The sequence below is a fragment of the Rhizobium sp. WYJ-E13 genome (assembly GCF_018987265.1).
Classification (GTDB): domain Bacteria; phylum Pseudomonadota; class Alphaproteobacteria; order Rhizobiales; family Rhizobiaceae; genus Rhizobium.
Map to the genome: position 1 here is coordinate 1,815,797 of NZ_CP076853.1, position 26,270 is coordinate 1,842,066.

At 61.0% G+C, this 26,270-nt stretch carries 19 protein-coding genes and 1 pseudogene; 12 read left to right on the forward strand and 8 right to left on the reverse strand.

Annotation, left to right across the window (positions count from 1 at the left end; all coding sequences use genetic code 11):
• Positions 1-70: 70 nt before the first annotated feature.
• On the reverse strand, positions 71-946 hold the full coding sequence (locus tag KQ933_RS09130; protein ID WP_216758470.1) for an NmrA/HSCARG family protein: 876 nt from the start codon (positions 944-946) through the stop codon (positions 71-73).
• Between the two features lie 109 nt (positions 947-1,055).
• Here KQ933_RS09130 and KQ933_RS09135 point away from each other — a divergent pair, with 109 nt between their 5' ends.
• Together KQ933_RS09135 and KQ933_RS09140 are read left to right on the forward strand one after the other, a co-directional pair.
• Positions 1,056-1,973: a LysR family transcriptional regulator gene (locus KQ933_RS09135; protein WP_216758471.1), complete on the forward strand. Its 918-nt coding sequence runs from the start codon at positions 1,056-1,058 to the stop codon at positions 1,971-1,973.
• A gap of 68 nt (positions 1,974-2,041) precedes the next feature.
• Positions 2,042-2,800 (forward strand): adenylate/guanylate cyclase domain-containing protein, encoded by a 759-nt coding sequence (locus KQ933_RS09140; RefSeq protein WP_216758472.1) that lies wholly within the window; start codon positions 2,042-2,044, stop codon positions 2,798-2,800.
• Positions 2,801-2,849: 49 nt separating this feature from the next.
• On the opposite strand, the gene KQ933_RS09145 is transcribed toward KQ933_RS09140, so the two are convergent.
• A complete protein-coding gene (locus KQ933_RS09145; RefSeq protein ID WP_216758473.1) occupies positions 2,850-3,710 on the reverse strand; it encodes a hypothetical protein in 861 nt (286 codons plus the stop codon).
• 144 nt (positions 3,711-3,854) lie between these two features.
• Between KQ933_RS09145 and KQ933_RS09150 the strand changes: the two genes are divergently transcribed.
• The 4 genes from KQ933_RS09150 to KQ933_RS09165 all read left to right on the forward strand — a co-directional run bounded on the left by KQ933_RS09150 (position 3,855) and on the right by KQ933_RS09165 (position 10,085).
• Positions 3,855-4,424, forward strand: a complete 570-nt coding sequence (locus tag KQ933_RS09150) for a TetR/AcrR family transcriptional regulator (protein ID WP_216758474.1) — start codon at positions 3,855-3,857, stop codon at positions 4,422-4,424.
• A gap of 171 nt (positions 4,425-4,595) precedes the next feature.
• Complete coding sequence (locus tag KQ933_RS09155; protein WP_253958323.1) at positions 4,596-5,753, forward strand: efflux RND transporter periplasmic adaptor subunit; 1,158 nt, start codon at positions 4,596-4,598, stop codon at positions 5,751-5,753.
• A gap of 6 nt (positions 5,754-5,759) precedes the next feature.
• Positions 5,760-8,918 (forward strand): efflux RND transporter permease subunit, encoded by a 3,159-nt coding sequence (locus KQ933_RS09160; protein WP_216758476.1) that lies wholly within the window; start codon positions 5,760-5,762, stop codon positions 8,916-8,918.
• 369 nt (positions 8,919-9,287) lie between these two features.
• Positions 9,288-10,085, forward strand: a complete 798-nt coding sequence (locus tag KQ933_RS09165; RefSeq protein ID WP_216758477.1) for a class I SAM-dependent methyltransferase — start codon at positions 9,288-9,290, stop codon at positions 10,083-10,085.
• 48 nt (positions 10,086-10,133) lie between these two features.
• Here the strand turns inward: KQ933_RS09165 and KQ933_RS09170 are convergent, their stop codons facing one another.
• The 3 genes from KQ933_RS09170 to KQ933_RS09180 all read right to left on the reverse strand — a co-directional run bounded on the left by KQ933_RS09170 (position 10,134) and on the right by KQ933_RS09180 (position 12,486).
• Positions 10,134-10,478: a hypothetical protein gene (locus tag KQ933_RS09170; RefSeq protein WP_216758857.1), complete on the reverse strand. Its 345-nt coding sequence runs from the start codon at positions 10,476-10,478 to the stop codon at positions 10,134-10,136.
• 183 nt (positions 10,479-10,661) lie between these two features.
• Positions 10,662-11,414, reverse strand: a complete 753-nt coding sequence (locus tag KQ933_RS09175) for an SDR family oxidoreductase (RefSeq protein ID WP_216758478.1) — start codon at positions 11,412-11,414, stop codon at positions 10,662-10,664.
• A 172-nt stretch (positions 11,415-11,586) separates the two neighbouring features.
• Entirely contained in the window at positions 11,587-12,486 is a 900-nt protein-coding gene (locus KQ933_RS09180; protein ID WP_216758479.1) for a helix-turn-helix domain-containing protein, read from the reverse strand.
• Positions 12,487-12,631: 145 nt separating this feature from the next.
• Here KQ933_RS09180 and KQ933_RS09185 point away from each other — a divergent pair, with 145 nt between their 5' ends.
• Together KQ933_RS09185 and KQ933_RS09190 are read left to right on the forward strand one after the other, a co-directional pair.
• Positions 12,632-14,662 (forward strand): hypothetical protein, encoded by a 2,031-nt coding sequence (locus tag KQ933_RS09185; protein ID WP_216758480.1) that lies wholly within the window; start codon positions 12,632-12,634, stop codon positions 14,660-14,662.
• 70 nt (positions 14,663-14,732) lie between these two features.
• Positions 14,733-15,820, forward strand: a protein-coding gene (locus KQ933_RS09190) for an IS3 family transposase (protein ID WP_216758481.1) whose coding sequence is annotated in 2 segments (ribosomal slippage) — positions 14,733-14,982 and positions 14,982-15,820 — 1,089 coding nt in all. Because the reading frame shifts where the segments join, the coding sequence is not laid out codon by codon here.
• Positions 15,821-15,944: 124 nt separating this feature from the next.
• Here KQ933_RS09190 and KQ933_RS09195 read toward each other — a convergent pair.
• A complete protein-coding gene (locus KQ933_RS09195) occupies positions 15,945-16,982 on the reverse strand; it encodes an MBL fold metallo-hydrolase (RefSeq protein WP_216758482.1) in 1,038 nt (345 codons plus the stop codon).
• A gap of 604 nt (positions 16,983-17,586) precedes the next feature.
• Between KQ933_RS09195 and KQ933_RS09200 the strand changes: the two genes are divergently transcribed.
• From KQ933_RS09200 to KQ933_RS09210, 3 genes are all read left to right on the forward strand, one after another.
• Positions 17,587-17,787 (forward strand): hypothetical protein, encoded by a 201-nt coding sequence (locus KQ933_RS09200; RefSeq protein WP_216758483.1) that lies wholly within the window; start codon positions 17,587-17,589, stop codon positions 17,785-17,787.
• 353 nt (positions 17,788-18,140) lie between these two features.
• On the forward strand, positions 18,141-19,931 hold the full coding sequence (locus KQ933_RS09205; protein WP_216758484.1) for a glycoside hydrolase family 15 protein: 1,791 nt from the start codon (positions 18,141-18,143) through the stop codon (positions 19,929-19,931).
• A gap of 101 nt (positions 19,932-20,032) precedes the next feature.
• On the forward strand, positions 20,033-22,144 hold the full coding sequence (locus KQ933_RS09210) for a catalase (RefSeq protein WP_216758485.1): 2,112 nt from the start codon (positions 20,033-20,035) through the stop codon (positions 22,142-22,144).
• A gap of 98 nt (positions 22,145-22,242) precedes the next feature.
• On the opposite strand, the gene KQ933_RS09215 is transcribed toward KQ933_RS09210, so the two are convergent.
• Positions 22,243-22,569, reverse strand: coding sequence for a helix-turn-helix domain-containing protein (locus KQ933_RS09215; RefSeq protein WP_216758486.1), 327 nt, complete (start codon positions 22,567-22,569; stop codon positions 22,243-22,245).
• Positions 22,562-22,804 (reverse strand): annotated as a pseudogene (locus KQ933_RS09220) (type II toxin-antitoxin system RelE/ParE family toxin); the annotation flags it as partial. The gene KQ933_RS09215 and the pseudogene KQ933_RS09220, both read right to left, overlap by 8 nt.
• A gap of 442 nt (positions 22,805-23,246) precedes the next feature.
• On the opposite strand from KQ933_RS09220, the gene uvrB reads away from it, so the two are divergent.
• Positions 23,247-26,189, forward strand: a complete 2,943-nt coding sequence (gene uvrB, locus KQ933_RS09225) for an excinuclease ABC subunit UvrB (RefSeq protein WP_216758487.1) — start codon at positions 23,247-23,249, stop codon at positions 26,187-26,189.
• Positions 26,190-26,270 lie beyond the last annotated feature (81 nt).

Consider the following 26,270-nt stretch of genomic DNA (forward strand, 5'->3'; position numbering starts at 1 on the left):
TGCTCGGGCCTGTCCCGGACAAGCCCTGACAGGACGGACTGCGGTAGCCGGTACCGCAGTCCGCAAAACATCACGCCTTATCAAGAACACTCCAGTCAAAACCCTTCGCCCAGTCGGCATAGCTGTGCCAGCCAACCTCGGGGAAATCGCGGCGGAGCGCTGCGATATCGGCGGAGTAGCCGGTGCGGTCGAACCACTCATACATCAGCGCCAGATCCTCGTTCTGCTGGCGGAGTACGGAGATCGGCAGCTCTTGGAAACGGATCGGCCGGCCGATGGCGTCCGAGAGGATCTTCGCCTGCGCCTCGCCCGAAAGCTCGTCGCCGGCAATATCGAATCGCTTGCCGAAGACCTGCTCGCGGCGCTCCGCAAGGACGGCAACGAAATGGCCGATATCATCGGTGGCGATCTGCTGCAGCACACGGGCCGGCGGCAGGGCCGCGGCATAAAAGCCCTGTTTCAGGCCAGCGATCGTCCAGGGGGCAACGGTGTTTTCCATGAAGGCGACCGGGGCCGATATCGTGTAGGGAATGCCGAGCCCGGCAATATGTTGTTCGACCAGATATTTGCTGTCGAAATGCCTGATACCTGTCTTCCGGTCGGCATCGGATACCGAGGAATAGATCAGATGGCCGATGCCGGCCTCCTTTGCCGCATCGGCCGCCGCAATGCCCTGGCGCGTCTCCGCCTCGACGCCTGCCTCATAGCTGTTGCCCATGAGAAACATCGTCTCGACGCCTTGCGCCGCCCTGACGATGGAGGCCTTGTCGTCGAGATCGCCGGCGACGACTTCGACACCGGTGGCGGCAAGCCGCCGGGCGGTATCGCTGTCCGGCCTGCGGGTCAGCGCCTTGACGTGGTGGCCGCGCGAGACAAGAGCGCGGGCGACGCCGCCGCCCTGCTGGCCGGTAGCGCCTGTTACGAGAACGGTTCTGCTGATGCTCATCTCAATACTCCCTTTCGTTGGGATCGTTGCTGATGATCCGAAGTTAGGGACTGTCGCATTGGGCCATAATGGCCTACAAATGCAAAACATCGTCCCATCACAGGCATCAATGATCGACCTGAACGACATCGCGATCTTCGCCCGCGTCATCGAAGCCGGCAGCTTTACCGCCGCCGCGCGGCTGATCGGCACCCCGAAGACGACGGTCAGCCGCCGGATCGCCGCTCTGGAGCGCGAACTCGGCGTCCGGCTTCTGCAGCGCACCACCCGCAGCCTCGGCATGACCGATGCCGGGCGTCTCTATTACGAGGAGGCGAGCCAGGCGCTGCGGCGCATCGAGGAGGCCAATATCCGGCTGGCCGAAGCCCGCGCCGAGCCCGCGGGCACGATCCGCATTTCCGCCCCTGTCGGCTTCGTCAGCCACTTCCTGGCCGATACGGTCTTCGAGTTCATGGCGACCTACGAGAAATCCAGGGTCGAGCTGCGCCTGACCGACGAGAAACTGAACCTGATCGACAACGGCATAGATCTCGCCTTCCGCACCGGAACGCTGGAGGATTCCACCCTGATCGCCCGAAGGCTCGGCCCCACCTACCGCCTGCTCTGCGCCAGCCCCGCCTATCTCGCGCGTGCAGGCATGCCGTCAACCCCGGCCGATCTCGCCACCCATCAATGCGTGATCGCCGGGCCGTCAGCCGCTCATGCGCTCTGGGTGCTGCAGGGAGAAAAGGGCGAAGAATCCGTCACCGTCTCGGGCCGTTTTGCCGCCAACGAAATGCAGGCCGTCATGGCCGCCGCCCTTGCCGGCTACGGCATTGCGCAACTGCCCTATGGCATCGCTTTCACCTGCATCGCCGATGGCAGGCTGCAGCGTGTGCTGGAGAACCATACGACGCCGGCGGGCGGGCTGCATGTCGTCTATCCTAGCAGCAAACACCTTTCGCCGCTGGTGCGCGCCTTCATCGCGCTTGCCGAAAAGCGGCTGCATGAGGCCGATGCGCGCAACGTCCTGCCCTCCGTCGCCTGACCTCCGGCATTGCCTGTTGCCAAACCTGCCGGACTGGCGGAAGCTGCCTTCACCAGGGGATTGCAGCCATGACCACCACGACAGCGACCAGGCATCCGGCAAGGCCAGGCAGCGCAGGCATCTGCCGCGGCTGCTGGGACCAGATGCACATGCCGATCCCCATAGGCGGCCCGCTCTCGCTGCCGCTGCGCGCCTTCGGCATCACCAGAAGCAAGATGAACCCCGATATCTGCACGATTTGCGAGCGCTCCTTCCAATATGTGAAGAAGCAGCGCCAGATCACCTCAGGCGCTACCATCCTCTTTGCCGATATAAGGAACTATACCGGCCTGTCGGAACGGACAGGCGCAGTCGAGCTGAGCCAAATCGTCAGCCTGTTCCAGGACCGCGCCGCACAGGCGATCTGGGCAAACGACGGCATCGTCAACAAGCAGATGGGCGACGGGCTGATGGCGATCTTCAATTTCCCGATCAAGCGCGGGGACCATGCCACAGCCGCCATCACGGCCGCACTTGAAATCCAGCGCGCGTGCGCCGAAGCGCTGGGCGAAATCGACGTCGGCGAACCGCTCGGCGTCGGTGTCGGCATTCATACCGGCGACGTACAGATCGGCGAATTCTCCAGCTTCCACAGCGATTTCACCGCGATCGGCGGCGTGGTGAACCAGGCATCGAGACTGGAATCGCAGGCCCAGCCGGGCGAGATCGTGATCTCCGCCGAAGCCGCCCGTCAGGCGCCGGAACTGGTGGCCGAGAGCGAAGCGCGGATGCTTTCGCTCAAGGGCATCGGGCAGCCGGTGGAGGCGCGGGTTTTACGGGCGGGCTGAGTGCGGAGCCCCAAGCTGTGTCCCGCCCATCCTTATCCGTTACGAATGTCTACTCCGGATAAGCGGAGGCAAGTAAGCCGGCTTTCCACTCCTCCACGGTGATCAGGGCCTTCTTGAGCAAGCCCTCGTCGGAGACGACCAGCCCCTGCTCCTTGATCCATTCGATAAACGGCTTTGCACGGCCCGGTTCAACAGACACCGCGGCCTGCGCCGCATCGGCGACAAAGCTGCTGACAGCGTCCAGATCATTGCTCAGGCGCACCGTCAGTGCCTCGAGTTCCACGGGCCAGCCCAGAACTTTACAAGCACGATTGAACTCGTCGGCCAGCTGGAGAAAAACTCGGTGCCTCAATTCCACATACTCGACCGATCTGACATAGTTGGCATCGCTCTGAGCCCTGCGGATCGCTACGAGGCCCATGGTCAGCAGCCATGCCCTTTCCCTGAGGAACCAGTAATTCACAAAAGCTTCCCTGTTCGCCCACATGTCTCCTTCGGTCTCGCTCTCCGGCTTGGTAAAGAAAGGCTTCGGGATCAAAGACATGATCTCTTCTGCCCGCCACTGAACTTCTATCCCGAGAGCCTCGCCGTTCTGAAACAGAAGCCAATGCTCTTCGAGCGTCTTGGGTTTATTTGGAGCGGTGTTGAACAACGTGCTCGTCTCGCCTGTGCTGCTTTTGGCGACGGGGCTTTGAGCCACCGTGGTCCCAGATATCGAGCTTTCAGGCCCTGACACCCCCGTGATCCGCCGTGTACCCAGCAGACCAAACGCCGCAGCGACGATGAAAGAAAAGACCCAATCGCTCCCATAAATGCCGCTCTGGGCAAATGACAGCAGCTGAAGGAAGACGATGACCCACGCCGTTCCGATACAGGCATAGCGCTGAGCCTGAGCCAATTTGATTCGCACTTGTTCCCCCTGTGTTCACGCCCGAACCATAGTGGGCGGCACTGCGAAAAGCCATGCCTATCAGCGCCTCAGCATCCAAAACAAAACCGCTTGCATTTAAATCCGAACGTTCGTATTTTTTTTGCGAAACCGGGAACCATAGCCGTGACGCGAACGCGCAAGATCACCACTGACGATATTCTCGACGCTGCCGAGCGCGTCGTCGTACGATCAGGTGCGACGGGGCTTTCGATCGATGCCGTCGCCAGGGAAGCGGGCGTCAGCAAGTCGCGCGTCGTCTACGACCACAAGACCAAGAGCGCCCTTCTGGAAGCGCTGGTGGACCGCCGCGTCGGGGCCGATATTGCCCATATGGAAAAGTGCGTGAAGGCGAGTGCGGACACCCCTCACCCGGAGCTTTACGGCCGCATAGCCGCTGCAGACAAGACGCTCGACGATACCGACCGGGCCGTCGCCATGGCGATCAGCGCGTCGATGTCGAGCGAGGAAAATCTGCAGCAGATCATCCGCAAATGGGTGCTCGACGATCTGGCGGCCATGACCGCCGGGGCGAAACCGCGGGCGGCGCTGATGGCCTATCTGGCGCTGACCGGCTTCTACTGTACCGAACTCTTCGATTTCCACCGCTGGAGCGGCCCGGAACGACAGGAACTGCTCGAGGATATCCGCAAGGTCTACACGACCTTCCCCGAGCCGCCTGACACGAAGACTTGAAAAGCTGGAAACGACATTACTCTAAGCAATTCCAGGAAAAGTGTGAAACGGTTTTCCGTCCGGAATTGCGTGAAGACGAAGAAACCAAAGCAATAACCTAGCAAGCCGCCGGGGCGGCCAAAAAGGGATATATTCATGTTGCGCAATACCAGACTGCCGCGCCTGAAGGCGATGATGGCGGCCACCACCCTTCTCGTACTCGCCGCCGGGCAGACGCTCGCTCAGGAAGGCATGCAGATGCCGCCGGCGGCCGTCGGCGTGGTCGAGATGAAGGCCCATGCCGTGCCCGTGATCAACGAATTGCCGGGCCGCATTGCCGCAACCCGCGTTTCGGAAGTGCGCGCCCGCGTGTCCGGCATCCTGCAGGAGCGCGTCTTTGAACAGGGCACGCTCGTCAAGCAGGGCGACGTGCTCTACCGCATCGATCCGCGCCTCTTCCGCGTCCGCGTCGCCTCTGCCGAAGCGACGCTGCAGCGCGCCAAGGCCACCCAGCAGAATGCCCGCCTGCAGCTGGAGCGCCAGCAGAGCCTTAGGGAACGCAATATCGCGACCGGCATCGATTACGATACGGCGGCCGTCGCCGTCGCCCAGGCCGATGCGGATGTCGCAAGCGCCGAAGCCGGCCTCGACGAAGCCAAGATCAATCTTGACTATACCGAAGTCCGCGCGCCCATTACCGGCATCATCGGCGGCGCGCTGGTCACCGAAGGCGCGCTGGTGACCGCCGACGGCACCTCCAACCTGGCGCTGATCCAGCAGATCGACCCCGTCTATGCCGACTTCACCCAGTCGGCCCAGGATCTCCTGAACCTGAAACGCGCAGTGGCCGAGGGCAAGCTGGAGAGTGCCGCACCCGGCGAAGCCCGCGTCGAGCTCGTCTTCGACGATGGCAGCCTCTATGCCGAACCCGGCCGGCTGCTGTTTGCCAGCGCCAATGTCGACCCCAATACCGGACAGGTGACGCTGCGCGCCGAATTCCCCAACAAGCATGGCGATCTCCTGCCCGGCATGTATGTGCGCGTGCGCATCGAACAGGCCGTGCGCCAGGATGCGCTGACCGTGCCGCAGCGCGCGGTGACCCGCAACGAGGCCGGCCAGGCGCAGGTCTATGTGCTCGCCGAAGGCAACAAGGCGGAGCTGCGCCCCGTCACGCTCGGCCAGGTTCTCGGCTCCGAATGGGTCGTGGAAACGGGCCTGAAGCCCGGTGAAACCGTGATCGCCGATGGCGTGCAGAAGGTGCAGCCCGGCGTCACCGTCGTGCCCGAACCCTGGAAGCCGGATGCGACGGCAGACGCCTCCATCCCGGCCCCCACGAAGCCTGCGGAGTAAGAACTCATGGCACAATTCTTCATTCGCAGGCCGATCCTGGCCTGGGTCTTCGCATTGTTCATTTCGATTGCCGGTATCATCGCGATCCCCTTCCTGCCGGTCTCGCAATATCCGAAGGTCGCCCCGCCGCAGCTTTCGATCTCCACCTCCTATCCCGGCGCCTCGCCGCAGGAAATCTATCAGGGTGTCACCCGCCAGATCGAGGATGAGCTGAACGGCGTCGAAGGCCTGATGTATTTCGAATCGACCTCGGACAATTCCGGCTCGGTCAGCATCAACGCCACCTTCCGCGCCGGCACCGATATCGACCAGGCCTCCGTCGATGTGCAGAACGCCATCCGCCGCGTCGAAGCCCGCCTGCCCGCCACCGTGCGCTCGCAGGGCATCAACGTGGAAGAAGCAAGCTCCGGCTTCCTGATGTTTATCTCGCTGACCTCGACAGATGGCACCCGCGATGAAGTGGCGCTCGGCGATTACATCACCCGCAACATCATCGGCGAGCTGCGCCGCATTGATGGCGTCGGCCGCGCCCAGCTCTTTGCCGCCCAGCGGGCGCTGCGCGTCTGGATCGACCCGGACAAGATGGTCGGCCTCAACCTGACGACCGACGACATCAACGCCGCCATCACCGCCCAGAATGCCCAGGTGGCCGCCGGCCAGATCGGCGCCGCGCCGAACCCGGTCACCCAGGACCTGACGGCAACCGTGCTCGTTCAGGGCCAGTTGCAGACGCCGCAGCAATTCGGTGAGATCATCCTGCGCGCCAATGCCGATGGCTCCACCGTGCGCCTGAAGGATGTCGCCCGCGTCGAACAGGGCGCGGAATCCTATAACTTTACGAGCCGCCTGAACGGCCAGCCGAGCGCGGCGATCGCCATCCAGCTCTCGTCGACGGGTAACGCCGTGGCCGTCTCCAATGCCGTCAACGCGAAGATGAAGGAGCTCTCCCGCTTCTTCCCGTCCGGCATCGAATATTCCGTTCCCTACGATACCAGCCCCTTCGTCTCGGCCTCGATCGAGAAGGTCATCCACACGCTGGTCGAGGCTGTCGCCCTCGTCTTCGTGGTCATGTTCATCTTCCTGCAGAATTTCCGCTACACGGTCATCCCGACCCTCGTCGTGCCGGTGGCGCTGCTCGGCACCTGCGCGGTCATGTATGCGACCGGCTTTTCGATCAACGTACTCACCATGTTCGCCATGGTGCTCGCGATCGGCATCCTCGTCGATGACGCGATCGTCGTCGTCGAAAATGTCGAGCGCATCATGGCCGAGGAAGGGCTGTCGCCCAAGGCGGCCGCCCAGAAGGCGATGAGCCAGATCACCGGCGCCATCCTGGGCATCACGCTGGTTCTCTCCTGCGTCTTCATTCCCATGGCCTTCTTCCCCGGCTCGACTGGCATCATCTACCGCCAGTTCTCGCTGACCATGGTCGTCTCGATCCTGTTTTCGGCCTTCCTGGCGCTGTCGCTGACGCCGGCGCTCTGCGCCACATTCCTGAAGCCGATCAAGCAGGGCCATCACCACAAGCGCGGCATCGGCGGCTGGTTCAACCGCAATTTCGAGCGCATCACGTCGGGCTATTCGAAGACGGTGACGGGTATGGCCCGCCGCGCCGGGCGCATGATGATCGTCTATCTCGCCCTCGTCGTCGGCCTCGGCTATCTCTTCATCAACCTGCCGACGGCTTTCGTGCCCGATGAAGACCAGGGCTACATGATCGTCGATATCCAGGGACCGCCGGAAGCGAGCGCCAACCGCACGATCGAATCCATCAAGCAGGTTGAGGCGATCTTCCGCTCCGAACCGGCCGTCGAAAACATCGTCGCGATCCAGGGCTTCTCCTTCTCGGGCAACGGCGCCAATGCCGCCCTCGCCTTCGTCACCTTGAAGGACTGGGCAGACCGCGGCCCCGGCAATACCGTGCAGGAAATCGCCAATCGCGTGAACGGCCAGCTCTTCGCCCTGAAGGATGCCACCACCTTCGCGCTCTCGCCACCGCCGATCGAAGGCTTCGGCGCAACCGGCGGCTTCTCCTTCCGCCTGCAGGACCGCGGCGGCAAGGGCCAGACGGCGCTTGTAGAGGCGGCCGGCCAGCTGATGCAGATGGCGGGCAAGAGCCCCGTTCTGACGGGCATGCGCGTCGAAGGCATGCCGGATGCCGCCCAGGTGCTGATGGTGATCGACCGCGAAAAGGCCAACACCTTCGGCATCTCCTTTGCCGACATCAACAACGCCATCACCGCCAATCTCGGCTCGTCCTATATCAACGACTACCCGAATACCGGCCGCATGCAGCGCGTCATCGTCCAGGCCGATGATCGCTCACGCCTGCAGATCGACGACGTGATGAAGATCAACGTGCGCAATGCGAGCGGCGGCATGGTGCCGCTCTCCTCCTTCGCCATAGCCCAATGGCAGAAGGGCGCGCCGCAGATCGTCGGCTATAACGGCTATCCAACCGTGCGCATCTCCGGCGCCCCGGCGCCCGGCCAATCGTCAGGTGCGGCAATCGCCGAAATGGAGCGTCTGGCTTCCCAGCTGCCGGATGGTTTCGGCTTCGAATGGTCCGGCCAGTCGGCGGAAGAAATCACCTCCGGCAGCCAGGCGCCCTTCCTCTTCGGCCTGTCGATCCTCTTCGTCTTCCTGCTTCTGGCAGGTCTCTACGAAAGCTGGTCGATCCCGCTCTCGGTGATGCTCGTGGTTCCCCTCGGCGTCATCGGCTCGGTCGCGGCGGTGATGCTGCGCGATATGCCCAACGACATCTACTTCAAGGTGGGTCTTATCGCGATCATCGGCCTCTCGGCCAAGAACGCCATCCTGATCGTCGAATTCGCCAAGGATTATTACGCTGAAGGCAAATCCCTGCTGGAATCGGCGATAGAAGCCGCCCGCGTCCGCTTCCGCCCGATCATCATGACCTCGCTAGCCTTCACCCTCGGCGTCGTGCCGCTGGCAATCGCGACCGGCCCGAGCGCCGCCAGCCAGAACGCCATCGGCACCGGCGTCCTCGGCGGCATGATCTCCGCCACCGTGCTTGCCATCTTCTTCGTCCCGGCGTTTTTCGTGTTTGTGCTGAAGCTGATGCGCACGAGGCGGCCGGTCGCTGAGGAGGAAACGACGCCTGCCACAGAAACCCCGCCAACCGCGCCGGCCATCCACTCCTGACCGCCGACCGGTGCGCGAATGCCTCCCGGGCTCCGACCCAGAGCCCGGGAGTTTTTGTTTTTGAGGCTGGTTCATTTGGGCTTGGAGTGCTGGACACCCCCCCCTGGCCTGCCGGCCATCTCCCCCCACAGGTGGGGGAGACAACAAACCGCCTGACCTTCGCGTCTCCCTACCGTTTCGTGAAGCTGCAACGCTGGTTGTTTGGGGAAGCCGGTGCGCCCAGCGTTTCTCCCCCACCTGTGGGGGGAGATGGCCGGCAGGCCAGAGGGGGGTGCCGCGCCCGAAAACGCCAATCGCCCCCACCCAATAGACGCCACCCCCATCCGCCCTATATCCGCCCGGCACAAGCACATCAGCCGGGGAAGCCCAATGCCATCCACCTTCATCGCCAAGGGCGCCGAAGCCTATGAAGCCAGCATGGGCCGTTGGAGCCGCCGCCTCGCCGACCCCTTCCTCGCCTTCGCCGGCATACCGCCCCACGGCCGCGTGCTGGACGCCGGCTGCGGCACCGGCAGCCTGACATTGGCGCTATCAACCCACCCCGAACTCACTGCCATCGAAGCCCTGGATTTCGAGGAAAATTTCGTCACGGCACTCCGCGCCCGCGCCGATGACCCGAGGATATCGGCCCGCCAGGGCGACGTCTGCGCCCTGCCCTATGACGACAATAGCTTCGACGCCGCCTATTCCCTGCTCGTCCTCCACTTCGTCTCCGATGCCGACAAGGCCATCACCGAAATGCGCCGCGTCCTGAAGCCCGGCGCCACCGCAGCCGCCGCCGTCTGGTCCCATGACGGAATGCCGAGCTGGCGCCTCTTCTGGAACACGATCCGCGCCGTCGAACCCGCAGCCGAAGGCAACGGCATTCCGTCAGGCCCGCGACCGATGACATCAGAGGGTGAACTGCGGGCGCTCTTTGCGAATGCCGGCTTTGCCGATGTCACCGAGGCACGGCTGACGATCATGATGGATTACGCCGATTTCGACGATTTCTACCTGCCGAAGGTCTATGGGCAGGGACGGTTTGCGGCGTTTTTCGAGGGGTTGCCGGAAGCAAGACGGGATCGGCTGCGGGAGGCGCTGAAGGCGGCCTATCTGGATGGCAGGTCTGCGGATGGGCCGCGTGGGTTTGAGAGTATCGCCTGGGCGGTGCGAGGCAGCGCGTAAGACGGATTTAGCGCCGCCTGCCCGTATTGGCGGCCGAAGCCGGCTCTGTCAGTACTTCATGTTCCGCAGCTCGGGAAAATCGTAGTAACGCAGCCGCTCATCGCGGCAACGGTAGTCATTCTTTGAGAGGCCCATGATCATGTTATGCTCTAGGGTCAGGTCGATATAGGACCAGTTCGGGTTGGCACGCTCCGCCGTCCGCGTGCAATAAGCGTAGACCTGCTTTTCAGGATCGAGCAGCACCACGCTCGAAATCTCGGCCTTCACGAAATATCCCGGTTTGATGGTTCCGCGCAGGGCATCCACATACTCGCGTTTAACCGAGCTGGACGGAGGACGCTGCGAATCCAGAACGGATTGTGGTGCTGGCGTCTGGCAGCCAGCCAGTGTCATCGCGGCGGCACAGAGAAGTAAAGGCGTCCTTATCAAGTTCAATCTCCAAAAAAAGCAAAGTACAAGGCACACAATATTTCCTACAAATATTACGAGAATAATATCCGCGATACACTGAAATCCACAGCCGATGCCGCGAACCCGCGACACCGGCCTTATGCAAAGGTCAAGACTGCGCCCTAATCACCAGGCCTGCTGCGTCGGCATCATAAACACCTCGGCAATATCCATATGATCAGGCGACTGCACCGCAAACAGAACCGTCTCGGCGATATCCTCGCCCCTCAGGAATTCCATCTGCGTCTTCAGGTCTTCCATCTGCTGGCGCACCGCCGGATCGGAGATCTGGTCGTAGAGTTCGGTATCGACAGCGCCCGGCTGCACGCAGGTCACGCGGATATTGTGCTTCTTGCCGAGCTCCATGCGCATGCCGTCCGACAGCGCCGTGATCGCATGTTTCGTCGCGCAATAGACCGTAAGCCCCGCAAAGACCTTGCGGCCGGCAATCGATGATGTGTTGACGATATGCCCGGATTTCTGGCCGATCATATGCGGCAGCACGGCGGCCGTGGTGTTCAGCACGCCCTTGATATTGACGTCCACCATCCGGTGCCATTCCTCCGTCTTCAGCGCCTCGATATCCGACAGCGGCATGAGACCGGCATTGTTGAAGAGGATATCGACACTGCCGAAGGCCTCGGCGAGCCTGGAAACGCCCGCCTCGACGGAGGCGACTTCGACGACATCCATTTCCAGCGCGATCGCCTGCCCACCGGCCCGGCTGATCTGCGAAACAAGCTCTTCCAGCCGCCCAGTGCGACGCGCGGCAAGCCCGACCTTGGCGCCATTGGCCGCGAGCTTGAGTGCCGTGGCAGCGCCGATCCCGCTCGACGCACCGGTGATGAGAGCGGTTTTTCCTTGGATTGACATGGTCATTCCCTTTCATTGCCGTCCCTGAGACGGTTGGTTTCGACGGGAACAAACTAGAAAAATCACACGAGGCCTTCGCTCGGCCGCTTGCTGGAACTGTCGCGGATTTGCTGTGAAAGAAAGCAATTCCTGCAAAACTGTGCAGCGATTTTGCGTCCGGAATTGCGCAAAAAAGAGCCTACCCGCGATAGTCGCGCGGGCTGACGCCCACCTGCCGGCGGAACACCTGCGCGAAATGGCTGGGGCTGGAATAGCCGAGATCGAGCGCGATCTGGATGATGCTGGCATCCGTCTCGCGCAGCAGCCGGCGCGCCTCAGCCATCCTCAGCTGGATGAAATAATCCGATGGCGAAGAACCGGTCGATTGCTTGAAGACGCGGGAAAAATGAAAGGGGCTGAGCTCGGCCTCGGCAGCGAGGCTTTCGAGATTGAAGGCCCGGTCGAGCCCCGCCTCCATCATCCGCACCACCTTCTGCAGCTTGAAGGCCGGCAGCGCCCCGCGCCGGGCGGGTGCTGCGCCATCCCGCCTGCCGTAATGCCGCACGAGATGGACGGCGAGCGCCTGCGCAATGCCCTGCACCGCCATTTCGCTGGGCTCGGCCGCCTCCGTCAACTCTTTCAGGATCATCCCCATCAACCCCGAAATCGCCTCGTCGCGCGCCCCCGAAACATCCGCCAGCCGAAACCGCTCCGCGCCCTCGGCGCCCAAAACCTCCGCTATCGCCCGCTGATAGATCGGCAGCCCGAGATAGAGATGCATGACGCAAAGCGCCTCGCCGGCGCTCGTCTCCCACCTCAGCTCATAGGGCGTCTCGCTCTGCGTCAGATAAAAGTCGCCGGCGGAGACCTCCACGGACATCCATTCGCCGCCGATGTCGCGCTCCTCGACGCGCGCCGAGCCGGAGACGATCCAGACCAGGAGCGGTTCGGCGACGGCTGGCACGAGGAGGTTGGTTTCCAGCGGCTGATGGGAGAGAAGGTGGACGGAGATGGTGCTCCATGCCGGGCCTTGGCTGCGGGCGAGAAGGCGGGCGTGGATGCGCTGGCTCAGGGCTTCGGGGGTGGATTTATTGGACATTGGGTTAGGGACCCTGACTGCTATCCGCCACCGGACAGTGCATTTAAATCTGCAATACACGAGGACAATGCGCCACTACTTTTACGAGCCATCAATCATCAGACTATATGATTGTTTTGCTTTGATATTCACAATGGTAGGCATCATGTCTGATAACAGATCAATAATCCATGCCAGAGCAACTAGCAGAAATGGAGATGCCCTCAAGCATCCAACCGCCCGGGCGTATAGCGCCAAAGACTGGCAGCAAGCACTTAAAGAGATAAAAGATCCCACCGATAGAGATATAGCACTTGTGTCCTCTGCTATACGGTTTGGCACGGAAATTCGCTTATTGCGCGGTGGCACTGACCACATACTTCGGCAACTTAGTCAGAGAGATGCGGTAACGCTTGCTGTTGCCGTAGTTAATCGGGAGTACGCAAAGCTACAGAAAATATTGACTCGAAAGAGGGTAGAGGACGGGAGGCAAGATTATGTTGATATGCAATACGCGAGTCAGCGACCGATTCCGCTGGGCCTGCCAGGAAGTAGCCTGCCCGTCGACGACATCAATGATGCCCTTATAGATACCCTACCTGTATGGCTATACCAAGCGGCCCAAGTCCCTGAGAATTCAGCTTCCCGAAATGCTGATTTAGCGAACTTAGGCTCAACATCGCTAGCAGCATTTTCATTGGAGCGTACGCTAACAAAACTCTGGCAGCAAAGTCTGTGGCTAGACTGGCGGTTCGATGATTCAGATGACGGATTACATTTCGCACCATACGACAAAGCCGCGGAGATTTTGCGCCACGCATGGCTCTGGCGACAGCAATCGTTGTCTAGTCAAAACAGCTTTAGCAATATTGCGATCGAGCAGATTGCGAAAAATGCGGGGCACAAATCGGAACGAAGCTCTAGCATTACTATCACTGGTCAAGAAGATCGCCCTGGTCAAAAACGACGTTTTGTTACGGGACGAACGTCAGAGAAATTGGCCTCCCATATACAGAGGCACATGTGGCAAGGTGGTGTTGAGAACTCCTACGTGGCCATGTTTCTGGATACGCCACTTCCGAAACTTGGTTTTTCCTGCAGCGACCTCCAGGACGTTTGGTGTGTGATTGTCGATGCTTGCGCTGTACTTGCAAATCGTTGTTCGGAAAAGCGCCCAGTAAATTCTTCCACGCTTCGCGAATGGGCACTGGTCTGCAGTCGCGCAGACCTAGCGCGCAGTCTTTCAACTTGCTGCAACCGGTCATTGGAGGATGTCGATCGAATACTGAATTTCCTGATTTACGACGGTACAGATTTTCGGAGGGGCGTCTGGTCGATGCCGCTGATTAAAATACCGGAACAAGACTACGTAATGATGTGCCGATCACCGCTTGAGATTGGCAACCCGATCCGAAGAGTTGAACAATGGCTAGAGCGCGGGGGATTAAGCGACCATCTTTCCGATTCAAAGCGAGGGAATACTTATGAGGCTTATGTTCGCGAACAATTATCTGGCAGCATCGACGAAAACGCTTTGCTCCAGGACGTCTTCTGCATTCGCGATCCCATAAAACCAGATGATAAAACAATCGGCGATATAGATGCGCTGTTTCGCATAGGTAATCTTATTTGCGTGATTGAAGTAAAATGCTTGCTAACGCCGGCGGAACCTATCGAGCAATATCGCTATCAGAACAAGTTAGAGGACGCGTCTAAACAAGCGATTAGAAAGGCAAAATGGCTCTCCGAAAACATCCATAGATACATGGACGAGTTTGGCATTAAGGATGCAAGAGAACTTGAATACGCACCTCTTGTGTTGACCAACCAAGGTTTTGGATTCTCGCGGAGGTTTCATAACTGCCTAGTTTGCGATTTCCATTTCCTAAACAGCTACCTCAGAGACAATGTGTTACGAACCGGAGGCATAACACACCCTAAGTCCGGAAGAATTGAATATATTGAGGAGACAATTTATCGAACAGAACATGAAGCGCGCGAAAAACTTCTTGAGCGAATAGCAACTGCGCCAACGCTCAGGCGATACGTTGATCGTGCAGAATTGTTTGAAACTTCTCTTCCTTGGTATGCCGAACCAGCCAATCTTATAAAGGTTACCGGAATAAGATTGGGACATGACCGCGACAAGAGAGCTGCGGCGTTGGCCGAATTTCTTGCTTCATCTCGCGTTCCATAGGTAATCCCCCCGCCAATTAACGGGCTTCAAAAGTAGAATTTTCTCGGGCTTTATGAACGAGGAGATTTTGATGAAGACGAGCAGATTTAGCGAACCCCAAATCCTTGCCATCCTGCGCCAGGCAGAAGGCGGCGTTGCGGTGCCGGAGTTATGCCGGGAACATGGAATGAGCACCGCCTCCTTTTACAAGTGGCGTTCGAAGTATGGCGGTATGGACGCCTCTATGATCAGCCAGATGAAGGCTCTGGAGGATGAGAACCGTCGGCTGAAGAAGATGTATGCGGAGATGAGCATGCAGGCGGAACTGCTGAAGGAGGCTTTGGGAAAAAAATGACACGGCCATCTCAACGCCGAGAGATGGCCGGGAAAGCTGTGGCGTTGCGCGGGGTGAGCATTGCACTTGCCTGCCGCACCTTCGAGGTCAGCGAGACCTGCTATCGTTACAGCGCCAAGCTGAACGACGAGAACGAGCAGATCGCCGATCTCCTGATCGGGCTGACGCGGGCAAAGAAGACCTGGGGCTTTGGCCTGTGCTTTCTATACCTGCGGAATGTCCGAGGACATCGCTGGAACCACAAGCGCGTCTACCGCATCTACCGCGAGCTGGAGTTAAACCTCAGGATCAAGCCACGCAAGCGTTTGAGGCGGGACAAACCCGACGCTCTGACTGTGCCGGATGCGCCTAACCTGGTCTGGTCAATGGATTTCATGGCGGATCGTTTGGAGGATGGTCGGCAATTCCGACTGTTGAATGTCCTGGACGACTTCAACCGCGAGGGACTGGGCATCGAGGTGGACTTTTCGCTGCCTGCTGAACGCGTCATCCGCAGCCTGAACCAGATCATCGAATGGCGAGGCAGACCATTCGCCATTCGTGTGGATAACGGACCTGAGTATGTCAGCGGCAAACTGATGGAATGGGCCGAAAAGCAAGGAATTGCCTTGAGCCACATTCAGCCCGGAAAGCCGCAACAGAATGCCTATGTCGAGCGCTACAACCGCACCGTCCGACATGAATGGCTTGATCAACACATCATCGAAAGCATTGAGGAGGCGCAGGAATTCGCCACGCAGTGGCTATGGACCTACAACAACGAACGGCCCAATATGGGCATCGGCGGCATCACACCCGCCCAGAAACTGAAAATGGCCGCGTGAATTCTACTGCGAAGCCCCGTTCAAAACGGGGGGATTACCCATAGCGCATGCGTGAGCGATTAATTGGGGAGACGCGAGCCAACAGACATCAACTTAGCGTGATATCGCGGTTGCTATCTCCCCCTCACTCGCCCACCACACCTCCAGCCTTCTTCCAGGCATCAATCCCACCCTCAATATGGCACGCCGTCCCCACGCCGGCATCCTGCGCCGCCTGCACAGCCATCGCCGACCGCTCCCCGAACGCACAGTAAAACACCACCCTCTTCCCCGTCGCCACCGCCAGCTCATGTAGCATCCCGCCCTCTGACAGGTTCTCCTGCAGATCCGCATAGGGCGCATGCAGCGCGCCCGGGATCACCCCATGCCGTTCCCGCTCGTTCTTCTCCCTCAGGTCCACGATCACGACATCGGCCCGCCCGCGCAGATCAAGCGCATCCTTCGCGCTCACCGCCCAGCCCTTGCGCGCAATCTCCTCCTGATGCAGCCCGATATGGATGTTGGCGGGGACGGCGACGTCCATCATCTTGGGGTTGGGCAGGTGCAGGTTGTTCATCAGCTCCACATATTCGTCGATCGATTTCACCTGCAGGCGCGGGTTGAAGCGTTTTTCCTCACCGATGGTGGAGACCGTGTCGCCCTTGTAGTCATGGGCGGGGAAGAGCAGCGTTTCCTCCGGCAGGCGGAGCAGCTTGTTGAAGATCGAGTCATATTGGGCGCGCGGATCGCCGTTCTGGAAGTCGGTGCGGCCGGTGCCGCGGATGAGCAGCGTGTCGCCGGTGAAGATGCGGTCGCCCATCAGGTAGGAATAGGAATCGTCCGTATGGCCGGGCGTATAGAGCACGTCGAGGCTGATGCCCTCGATGGTGACGCGGTCGCCTTCGGAAACCCGCATGGCCACGACATCCGCCTTGGTCTGCTCGCCCATCACGGTGATGCAATGCGTCTGGTCGCGCAGCGCGCCGAGGCCGGTAATGTGGTCGGCATGGAGGTGGGTATCGACGGCTTTCACCAGCTTCAGGTCCAGCTCGCGCACGAGCTGCATGTAGCGGTCCACCTTTTCCAGCACGGGATCGATGATCAGCGCCTCGCCGCCGCGCCTGGAGGCGATGAGATAGGTGTAGGTGCCGGAGACACTGTCGAAAAGCTGCCGGAAAATCATCTGTCCACTCCTTTGCCTTCTGACACTGGCGCTTTCTGGCCTGCGGCTGCGAACTGCATCGGGACGTCTACGCCGATAATATCTTTGCGCCGAAAAAAGCGGAAGAAGCGGGCGGCGGATCCGCCCTCACCCAATCTTGGTATCCCGGCCTTGCGGAGCCGGTACGATGTGCGAGGCGCAGATGGATGAACGCAGCTGTATTAACCCCAGGAGAATCCAGCAAAATCACCGTTTTTACTGTGCAGGAAATAATATAAGTGCCCGGCGGAAAGCACCGCCGGGCACTTATTAAGCACACACTGAAATAATTTCGCCGCGATTTAAAAAGTGAAATTACGGTTCTATTATTCCGGCCTACAATGCTCCACGCTGGATGCTGCAAACCCAGTGGAGAAGGGGTGCCCAAACGTCTGGATCGCGGGCTGCCCTTCTCCTTCCATATAGCAAGCGCCGATCTGTTGCTATTACGTGCGTAACATCGTGAACAGGCATTGAAAAAATCCCCTGGGCGGACGGGGCTGCACGATGACGTGATCTCTCTTTTGTTGAAGAACGCGATCTGCGCCCTAGAACCTCCCCCGTGGGGACGCGTGAGGGAGTTTCGATGATCAGAGAAAAGATGTCGGCGAGCCAGACGCCGCTGCAGGAAGAGGACGTCGCGCTCTGCCAGAGCGTCTACGACCATATCTGCGAGGCAAGGCAAATCTCCACAGCCCGCGAACGCGAGGAACTGGCCATCCAGATCCTGCATTTCTACCAGCATGGGGTGAAGGATCGGGGCAGTTTGGAGCGGTTGTTGCTGTAAGGGCGGGTGGTTTCTTTTGAAAGAGCGACCTCCTCCCCTCCGTCATTCCTGTGCCCTCGTGCAAGCACAAGGGATGTCACAGGAATCCAGCCGGCTTGCGTCTGCAAGCCGAATTGACTCTCTAACATTGGTGTTGGCCGGACTCTTTCGCCGCGTGGACACGCGGCTGCTGGATTCCTGTGACGATCCCCGGAACAAGCCCGAGGACAGGAATGACGGAGATGGGGGTTGTCCTCACCATCCATCAAAACGTCACGATGCGTAGCAGGACTGGTCGACCGGAAACCCGTCGCAGTTGACCTCCACGCACAAGCCCTACCTTAAGAGCCCGGCTACATGCGAAGGAGGCTATGGTGACGGCACCTATCGAGGATTATGCCCTTATCGGCGATTGCGAAACCGCGGCACTCGTGTCCAGAAACGGCTCGATCGACTGGCTGTGCTTTCCGCGCTTCGATTCGCCCGCCTGTTTCGCCGCCCTGCTCGGCACGAGGGAGAATGGTTTCTGGTCGCTTGCGCCCTCGGGCGGCAAATACAGCACCACGCGCCGCTATCGCGAAGACACCCTTATCCTCGAAACCGAATTCCAGACCGAGACCGGCACCGCCGTCCTGACCGACTTCATGCCGCTACGCGACGGCGCCAGCGACCTGATGCGCATCGTCGAGGCCAAGAGCGGCAGCGTCGCCTTCGATATGGAGCTCAACCTTCGCTTCGATTACGGCCGGACCGTTCCCTGGGTCACGCATGGCGAGGACGGCGGCATCACCGCCATTGCCGGCCCTGACAGGCTGACCCTGAACTGCGCCGTGCCGCTCGAAGGCCGCGGGCTGAGCACGGTCGGCGCATTCTCGGTCGCGGCCGGCGAACAGCAGATCTTCACGCTGACCTGGTCGCCCTCGCATCTTCCGCAGCCGGCGCCGCGGCAGGTGGAATATGCGCTGCCGGACACGGAGGAATTCTGGCAATCCTTCGCCGCGAAATGCCCCAAGGTGGGCAAGTGGACGGAGCAGGTGAAGCGCTCCCTCATCACGCTGAAGGCGCTGACCTATATGCCGACGGGCGGCATCGTCGCGGCCGCCACGACGTCCCTGCCCGAAAAGATCGGCGGGCCGCGCAACTGGGACTATCGCTATTGCTGGCTGCGCGACGCGACGCTGACCCTGCTCGCCCTGATGAAGCTCGGCTATTACGAGGAGGCCACCGCCTGGCGCAGATGGCTGCTGCGCGCGGTCGCCGGGGCACCGGCACAGATGCAGATCATGTATGGCGTGGCCGGCGAGCGCAACCTGCTGGAATGGCAGGTGCCCTGGCTGCAGGGCTATGAAGGCTCCGCACCCGTGCGCATCGGCAATGCCGCCGCCGAGCAGGTGCAGCTCGATGTCTATGGCGAGGTGGCCGACGCCATACTGCAGGCCCGCAAGGGCGGCCTGCCGGCGCATCCGCGCGAGCGCGAACTGGCGAGGGCCATTCTGCCCTTTCTGAAAAAGATCTGGGTCGAACCCGACGAGGGCATATGGGAGGTGCGCGGCCAGCGCCAGCATTTCACCTATTCCAAGGTCATGGCCTGGGTGGCCTTCGACCGCGCCGTTCAGATCGCCGAGGCCGATGGCGAGTCGGAAGCCGCCGCCCGCTGGCGCGCGCTCGCCGATCGCATCCATGCCGAGGTCTGTGAAAAGGCCTTCAATGCCGAGCTCGGCTGCTTCACCCAGGCCTATGGCTCGAGCGCGATGGATGCCAGCCTGCTGCATCTCGGCATGGTCGGCTTCATTGCGCCTGACGATCCGCGCTATGTCGCGACCGTGGAGATGGTAGAGCGCAAGCTGCTGCGCGACGGCCTGCTGCTGCGCTACGAGACGCAGGAGGTGGATGACGGCCTGCCGCCGGGCGAAGGCGCCTTCCTCGCCTGCAGCTTCTGGCTCGTCGACGCCTACAACATGATCGGACGGCGCGACGATGCGCTCACACTCTTCGAGCGGCTGCTTGATATCTGCAACGATGTCGGGCTGCTGGCGGAGGAATACGATCCCGCCGCGAAGCGGATGCTGGGGAATTTCCCGCAAGCCTTCAGCCATATCGGACTGATCAACAGCGCGTTGAACCTGGCGCGCGCAGAAGGGCCGGCGGATCAGCGCTCGGCATGATCGTCGAGACCATGCTTGCACAACCTTGAGATTCAGGCCCTGCGGACGGGAACCATCAGCAGCCGGGGGCATTGAGTCCCGTCCAGCAACGGGAGGAACTCATGGCACGCAAGACCGGCAAAACAGCCGCGCCTGATGGCGTAACCATTCACGACCAGCAGCTTCACAGGGGCAATGGCGGCGAACTTCACCAGACCGCGGCCGATGGCGCTGACATCCTGACCACGGCCCAGGGCGCGCCCGTCTCCGACGATCAGAACACGCTGAGGGTCGGAGCCCGCGGGCCGGCCCTGGTGGAGGATTTTCATTTCCGTGAAAAGATCTTCCACTTCGACCATGAGCGCATTCCCGAACGCGTGGTCCATGCCCGCGGTTACGGCGCGCATGGCTTTTTCGAGACCTACGAATCCCTGTCGAAATACACGAGGGCCGATCTCTTCCAGCGGCCCGGCGAGAAGACGCCTGCCTTCGTGCGTTTCTCCACCGTGGCGGGCAGCAAGGGCTCCTTCGACCTCGCGCGCGACGTGCGCGGCTTCGCCGTGAAAATCTATACGAAGGAAGGCAACTGGGATCTCGTCGGCAACAACATTCCCGTCTTCTTCATCCAGGATGCCATCAAGTTTCCCGACATCATCCACTCCGTCAAACCGGAGCCCGACCGCGCCTTTCCGCAGGCCCAGTCGGCCCATGACAATTTCTGGGATTTCATCTCGCTGACGCCGGAAAGCATGCACATGATCATGTGGGTCATGTCCGACCGCGCCATCCCGCGCTCCTTCCGTTTCATGGAAGGCTTCGGGGTCCACACCTTCCGCTTCGTCAATGCCGACGGCCAGTCCACCTTCGTCAAGTTCCACTGGAAGCCCAAGCTCGGGCTGCAGTCCGTCGTCTCGAATGAAGCCGTCAAGATCAACGGCGCCGATCCGGATTTCCACCGCCGCGATCTCTGGCAATCCATCCAGTCCGGCAACTTCCCGGAATGGGAGCTTTGCGTTCAGCTCTTCGATCAGACATTCGCAGACGAGTTCGATTTCGACGTGCTCGACCCGACAAAGATCATTCCCGAGGAAATCCTGCCCGTGCAGCCCATCGGCCGCCTGGTGCTGGACCGTATGCCGGAGAACTTCTTTGCCGAGACCGAGCAGGTTGCCTTCATGACGCAGAACGTGCCGCCCGGGATCGATTTTTCCAACGATCCGCTGCTTCAGGGACGCAACTTCTCCTACCTCGACACCCAGCTCAAGCGCCTCGGCAGCCCGAACTTCACGCATCTGCCGATCAACGCGCCGAAATGTCCCTTCCATCATTTTCAGCAGGACGGGCATATGGCGATGCGCAATCCGGCCGGCCGCGCCAATTACGAACCAAATTCATGGGGGCTCGGGCCGCGGGAAGCCCCTGACAAGGGCTTTCGCACCTTCGCCTCCGAAGAGGACGGTCAGAAGGTGCGCCTGCGCCCCGAAAGCTTCGCCGATCATTACAGCCAGGCCCGCCAGTTCTTCATCAGCCAGACGCCGCCGGAGCAGCGCCACATCGCCATGGCCCTGACCTTCGAACTCAGCAAGGTGGAAACGCCCGTGATCCGCGAGCGGATGATCTCCCATCTCATCAACATCGACGAGACGCTGGCGAACAAGGTGGCTGCTGCGCTCGGCATCGCGGAGATGCCCAAGCCGGCCGATGCCGCCATGCCGACCCGGCAGGATCTGCCGCCCTCACCGGCTCTCAGCATTATCGAGCGCGGGCCGAAGCGCTTCGAGGGCCGCAAGCTCGGTCTGCTGGTGACCGATGGTTCGGATGCGGCGCTGGTGAAGGCTGTCAGCACCGCCATCACCGGGGAAATGGGCCTTGTCGAGGTCATCGCTCCGAAAGTGGGCGGCGTGACGCTGTCCGACGGCTCCTTCCTCGAGGCGCAGCAGATGATCGATGGCGGCCCCTCGGTGCTCTACGATGCCGTCGCCGTTCTTCCCGGTGAGGAGGCGCTGGCCGACCTCATCAAGGAAGCCGCCGCCCGCGATTTCGTTGCCGATGCCTTCGCCCATTGCAAGTTCATCGGATACACGGCTGCGGCCCTCGCCCTGATGAAGAAGGCCGGCGTGGAAGACCTCGATGAAGGCACGATCGAACTCGCCTCGGCCAAGGACGCAAAGGCCTTCGCGGCCGAACTCGGCAAGCTGCGCGTCTGGGCGCGGGAACCATCGGTGAAGCTGTAGGCGCGACGGCTTCGGTCGGTTGTGCGGGAGTGCAAACGCCTCCGACGCCCCGTATCACGGCACGGCATCCCCGGCCCGGACAGGTTGGGGATGGCAGACTATGCCGTTTGCTTCACATAGATCTCTGGATCGAAATCAACGCGCCTGGCCTTGCCATCACGCGTTTTCAGGACAAGCTCGACGCCGCCACCGATAGAATGCATGTAGCGCACGATCGACGACAGGAGGACATCGTCAGCGCTCTCGATCTTGGAAACGGTGTTTTGCGTCATACCGGCGCGAGCGGCGACCTCCTGCTGCGTGGCCTGCATCGCCTTGCGCACTTCCGCCAGCGCCTTGCCCAGACGCCTTTCCCCACGTTTCGCATCGAGCCGCGCGCGGACATCCTCGGGAAGCTCCTCGCGTAACGTTTTCCAGTCAGTCATTTTTCTTTCCCTTCAGCCATGCCGCAAAACGCGCATCGGCCTTGTTGATCAGCTGTTTGTAAAACAGGGCTTCATTCATGCCCTGCTTGTCGCCACCACAAAGGATGATGGCGCTCTGCGTGGGATCAAAGGCGAAAGCAAATCGCCAGACCTGTCTTGCAAACCTGACCCTGATCTCTTTCATATTCGCATAAGCGGAACCCGAGAGCGTATCGACCTCCGGACGCCCCAGAAATATATATTTAAAGATATAAAATCAAGATCGGTTGCTCAATACGCCCCACCTCGCTTTGGGCACCAACGGCTACTCCAGATTCCGTCATTCCTGTGCTTGTCACAGGAATCCAGCCGGCTTGCGTCCGCAAGCCGAAAGGACTCTTGCGGCCACCAAAAGTGTCAGTAAGATCTATGACTTCCTTGCTGTGAAGGAAATGGTCTCTCCTGCCCAAGGACTTGGGCAGGCTGGATTCCTGTGACAAGCACAGGAATGACGGAGGTTGGGTTGGCGCCCGTGCCCAAAGAGAGTTCGTGCCCAAAAAGAGAATGTGCCATTGAGCAAGGCTGCGCGCCGCCTACCCATCCCACCCCACTATTCCAAAATCCCGAACGATTCATTCGTTTCCCTTTTGTACTCTCCACCCCTTCCAATTCGCGGTGACAACAGCCATATTTCGCCCATGGCAAAATCTCCGAAGAAATCCCCCGCCTCGACCGGTTTCGAGGAAGCCCCCCAATCGTCTTTCGAAGGCGCTCCCCTCTCAGGCTCCGTTGCCGACTGGGTGAAGCAGCTCGAGGCGGATGCGGAGGCCGCCGGTGTCGAAAGCCAGCGCGAAATCGCCTCCAAGGCGGGCAAGCACCGCAAGAAGGTCGAGAACGAGGCGCGCAAGCACACCGAGGCCGTCAGCGTCAACAAGAAGGCGACGGTGAGCAAGACCGCACGCGGCGTCTCCATCGGCGGGTCCAGCGATCCGAAGACGCGCGCGGCCGCGGGCCTGAACCCGGTCGCGGGTCTCGATATTTCGCTTGAGGATGCCGGTAATCTGGCGCAAGGCGGCGTCACCGCCACGGTGGAGGCGCTGTCCAAGCTGATCGAGAGCGGCAACCCGCTGCACAAGAACGGCAAGATCTGGACGCCGCACCGCCCTGCCCGGCCGGATAAATCCGAAGGCGGCATCGCCATCCGCATGAACTCCGAATACCAGCCCGCCGGCGACCAGCCGACGGCGATCCGCGATCTCGTGGGCGGGCTGGAGACCGGCGAGCGCAGCCAGGTTCTGCTCGGCGTCACCGGCTCGGGCAAGACCTTCACCATGGCCAAGGTGATCGAGGAAACGCAGCGCCCGGCCCTGATCCTCGCGCCGAACAAGACGCTGGCCGCCCAGCTCTATTCCGAATTCAAGAATTTCTTCCCCGACAATGCGGTGGAATATTTCGTTTCCTACTACGATTATTACCAGCCGGAAGCCTATGTGCCGCGCTCCGATACCTATATCGAGAAGGAAAGCTCCATCAACGAGCAGATCGACCGCATGCGCCACTCGGCGACGCGTTCGCTGCTCGAACGCGACGACTGCATCATCGTCGCCTCCGTCTCCTGCATCTATGGTATCGGCTCGGTCGAAACCTATACGGCCATGACCTTCCAGATGAATGTCGGCGACAGGCTGGATCAGCGCCAGCTGCTGGCCGATCTCGTGGCCCAGCAATACAAACGCCGCGACATGGATTTCCAGCGCGGTTCTTTTCGCGTGCGCGGCGACACGATCGAAATCTTCCCGGCCCACCTTGAGGATGCCGCCTGGCGCATCAGCATGTTCGGCGACGAGATCGACGCCATCACCGAATTCGACCCGCTGACCGGCCAGAAGACCGGCGACCTGAAATCGGTGAAGATCTACGCCAACTCACACTATGTCACCCCGCGCCCGACGCTGAATGCCGCGATCAAATCCATCAAGGAGGAGCTGAAGGGCCGCCTCGTGGAGCTTGAAAAGGCCGGCCGCCTGCTGGAGGCGCAGCGCCTGGAGCAGCGTACCCGCTACGATCTGGAAATGCTGGAAGCGACAGGCTCCTGCCAGGGCATCGAAAACTATTCGCGCTACCTCACCGGCCGCGACCCCGGCGACCCGCCGCCGACGCTGTTCGAATATGTGCCTGACAATGCCATCGTCTTCATCGACGAAAGCCACGTCACCATTCCGCAGATCGGCGGCATGTACCGGGGCGACTTCCGGCGCAAGGCGACGCTGGCCGAATATGGCTTCCGCCTGCCCTCCTGCATGGATAACCGCCCGCTGCGCTTCGAGGAATGGGACGCCATGCGCCCGGATACGATCGCCGTCTCGGCGACCCCGGGCAACTGGGAAATGGAACAGGCCGGCGGCGTCTTCGCCGAACAGGTCATCCGCCCAACCGGCCTCATCGATCCGCCCGTCGAGGTGCGCTCCGCCCGCAGCCAGGTGGACGACGTGCTCGGCGAAATCCGCGAGACGGCCGCCAAGGGCTATCGCACCCTCTGCACCGTGCTGACCAAGCGCATGGCCGAGGACCTGACCGAATATCTGCATGAACAGGGTGTTCGCGTGCGCTACATGCACTCGGATATCGACACGCTGGAGCGCATCGAGATCATCCGCGACCTGCGCCTCGGCGCTTTCGACGTGCTCGTCGGCATCAACCTCTTGCGCGAGGGCCTGGATATTCCCGAATGCGGCTTCGTCGCCATTCTCGACGCCGACAAGGAAGGCTTCCTGCGCTCCGAGACCTCGCTGATCCAGACGATCGGCCGCGCCGCCCGTAACGTCGACGGCAAGGTCATCCTCTACGCCGACAACATCACCGGCTCCATGCAGCGCGCCATGGACGAGACGGCGCGGCGCCGCGAAAAGCAGATGGCCTATAACCAGGAGCACGGCATCACGCCCGAAAGCGTCAAGGCCAAGATCTCCGATATCCTCGACTCGGTCTACGAGCGCGACCACGTCCGCGCCGATATCTCCGGCGCCTCCGGCAAAGGCTTCGCCGATGGCGGCAACCTCGTCGGCAACAACCTGCAGGCCCATCTCAACGCGCTCGAAAAGTCCATGCGCGACGCCGCCGCCGACCTCGACTTCGAAAAGGCCGCCCGCCTGCGCGACGAAATCAAACGCCTCAAGGCGGTGGAACTCGCCGCCATGGACGATCCTCTGGCGAGAGAGGAAGCCAAGGCGATGGAAGGCAAGAGCCGCGGCGGCTCCTCCGGCGCTCCGTCATCCTCGGGCTCGTCCCGAGGATCTGCCACGGTCGAAGCGACGCAGGCCACCTACTTCGCCAAACCCCACCTCGACGAAATGGGCCGCCACGTCGCCACCCCGGCCGACGGCAAGAGCCTCTTCCGCCGCAACACGCTGGACGAGATGACCGTGGGCCGGACGGAAAAGCCGGTGACCGGGCATGTGCCGGAGAAGCCGGAAGCGTCGATGGGCACGAAGCGGTTTTCGCCGCTGCTTGAGGGCCAGCCGGAGCGCGATGATGTGCGTCCGCTGGTGCGTGGGAAGACGGGTGTTGGGAGTTATGAGGATCCTGGCGAGCAGAGGCGCAAGGGGCGGACGAAGAATAAGACCGGGCGGCCGGGGCGGTGATAGAGGGGTGTCTCTGTCGCTAATAAACGCCTGACATGATCAGGCGTTTTAAGCCTTGAAGGGAGCCGCTGCGTCCGACAC

Coding starts and splice junctions, on each gene's coding strand:
- KQ933_RS09130 (WP_216758470.1), bottom strand. CDS start 946: ATGAGCATCAGCAGAACCGTTCTCGTAACAGGCGCTACCGGCCAGCAG.
- KQ933_RS09135 (WP_216758471.1), top strand. CDS start 1,056: ATGATCGACCTGAACGACATCGCGATCTTCGCCCGCGTCATCGAAGCC.
- KQ933_RS09140 (WP_216758472.1), top strand. CDS start 2,042: ATGACCACCACGACAGCGACCAGGCATCCGGCAAGGCCAGGCAGCGCA.
- KQ933_RS09155 (WP_253958323.1), top strand. CDS start 4,596: ATGATGGCGGCCACCACCCTTCTCGTACTCGCCGCCGGGCAGACGCTC.
- KQ933_RS09160 (WP_216758476.1), top strand. CDS start 5,760: ATGGCACAATTCTTCATTCGCAGGCCGATCCTGGCCTGGGTCTTCGCA.
- KQ933_RS09165 (WP_216758477.1), top strand. CDS start 9,288: ATGCCATCCACCTTCATCGCCAAGGGCGCCGAAGCCTATGAAGCCAGC.
- KQ933_RS09170 (WP_216758857.1), bottom strand. CDS start 10,478: ATGACACTGGCTGGCTGCCAGACGCCAGCACCACAATCCGTTCTGGAT.
- KQ933_RS09175 (WP_216758478.1), bottom strand. CDS start 11,414: ATGACCATGTCAATCCAAGGAAAAACCGCTCTCATCACCGGTGCGTCG.
- KQ933_RS09180 (WP_216758479.1), bottom strand. CDS start 12,486: ATGTCCAATAAATCCACCCCCGAAGCCCTGAGCCAGCGCATCCACGCC.
- KQ933_RS09185 (WP_216758480.1), top strand. CDS start 12,632: ATGTCTGATAACAGATCAATAATCCATGCCAGAGCAACTAGCAGAAAT.
- KQ933_RS09195 (WP_216758482.1), bottom strand. CDS start 16,982: ATGATTTTCCGGCAGCTTTTCGACAGTGTCTCCGGCACCTACACCTAT.
- KQ933_RS09200 (WP_216758483.1), top strand. CDS start 17,587: ATGATCAGAGAAAAGATGTCGGCGAGCCAGACGCCGCTGCAGGAAGAG.
- KQ933_RS09210 (WP_216758485.1), top strand. CDS start 20,033: ATGGCACGCAAGACCGGCAAAACAGCCGCGCCTGATGGCGTAACCATT.
- KQ933_RS09215 (WP_216758486.1), bottom strand. CDS start 22,569: ATGACTGACTGGAAAACGTTACGCGAGGAGCTTCCCGAGGATGTCCGC.
- uvrB (WP_216758487.1), top strand. CDS start 23,247: ATGGCAAAATCTCCGAAGAAATCCCCCGCCTCGACCGGTTTCGAGGAA.